At 71.8% G+C, this 1,505-nt stretch carries 1 protein-coding gene; it reads left to right on the top strand.

Going from position 1 to position 1,505, the window contains the following annotated elements; genetic code table 11:
• A partial coding sequence (locus tag IAE24_RS29940; protein WP_233630807.1) for a c-type cytochrome occupies positions 1 to 1,407 on the top strand: 1,407 nt, incomplete at its 5' end.
• Positions 1,408 to 1,505 lie beyond the last annotated feature (98 nt).

Here is a 1,505-nt window from a genome sequence, read left to right as displayed (position 1 = left end):
CCTGCCGACTACAGCGGTGCCCGCCCCCCGCCACCTCGCAGGCCCAGGCGCCGCTGGCGCGGGCTGCTGCTCATCCTCCTGCTGCTGGCCGTGCTGTTTGCCATTGCCGCCGTCTGGGGCAACCGGCCCCATGTGCCGCAGCGCGAGCCGCAGGCCGTGCACCGCAGCCCCCAGCAGCTGGCCCAGGGCCTGTACCTGGCGCGCGCCGCCGACTGCATGGCCTGCCATGACGGGGTGGGTGGCATGGGTGGCGCCCGGGAAGGCCAGCCCTTTGCGGGCGGCAAGCCCCTGCCCACGCCCTTCGGCACCCTCTACGGCACCAACATCACCCCCGACCCGGACCACGGCATAGGCCGCTGGACGGCCGAGGAATTCCACGCCGCCGTCACCCGCGGCACGGCGCCGGGCGGGCGCCAGCTCTACCCGGCCATGCCCTATGCCTCCTACCACCTGATGAGCCGCGAAGACTCGGACCTGATCTACGGCTACCTGATGAACATCCGGCCCGTGGCCCAGCCCAACACCAAGCCCGCCCTGCCCTTCCCCTTCAACCTGCGCGTGCTCATGTTCGGCTGGAAGACGCTGTTCCTGTCCAGCGCGCCGCTGCCCGTGGGCTCGCAGGGCCAGAGCCCGGCCTGGCTGCGTGGGCAGTACCTGGGCAATGTCATGGGCCACTGCGCCGAATGCCACACGCCGCGCGGCATGTTCGGCCAGATGCAGAAGGACCGCTGGCTGCAGGGCGGCACGCTGTCGCTGTTCACGGCCCCCGGCATCACCGCCGAAGCCCTGGCCGCACGCGGCTGGACGCGCGAGGGCATGGCCCAGTTCCTGCAGACGGGCTTCTCGGCCCACGGCAGCGCCTTCGATGAAATGCACGAGGTCATTGCCAACAGCACCCGGTACCTCACGGCCGAGGACATGACGGCGCTGTCCACCTTCCTGCTGGGCGACAACCCGCCCGCGCCCCAGCCGCTGCCGGCCGCAGCGCCCACGGATTCCGGCACCGGCGACAGCGCCGGCAATGGCGCGGTCAACGGCGCGGGCACGCTGGACGCGGGCCGGGGCCACTACATGGCGCTGTGCGCCAGCTGCCACGGCAGCGAGGGCCTGGGCCGCAGCCTCACCATGCCCCCGCTCAAGGGCAACAGCACCGTGCGCCAGGCTGACGCCCGCAACCTGGTGCTGGCCATCCTCGTCGGCCTGCCCAAGCACCCGGCCACCCAGCAGGGCCCCACGCCCCTGCCCGGCATGCCCGGTTTCATGCAGGAGCTGACCGATGGCGAAGTCGCCGCCCTGGCCAACTACACCCGCACCACCCTGGGCGGCCAGCCTGCCGATGTGACCGCCGCCCAGGTGGCCGACCTGCGCAGCGCAGCCGGAAAGTCAGGGCACAAGGCTGCGCCGTGAAACACCGGCTGTTCTACGGAGTCCAACCCGTATGCCTGCGCCTGCGGCGTGGCGGTTGCGGGGTTGCAGTCCTGCCGAAGGACAGGACTGCTTCGTCA

This window comes from Delftia sp. S65, from assembly GCF_016516495.1.
GTDB lineage: Bacteria > Pseudomonadota > Gammaproteobacteria > Burkholderiales > Burkholderiaceae_C > Comamonas > Comamonas acidovorans.
The sequence above is the reverse complement of the archived record's forward strand: the minus strand, read 5'-3'. Positions and strand labels throughout refer to the sequence as shown.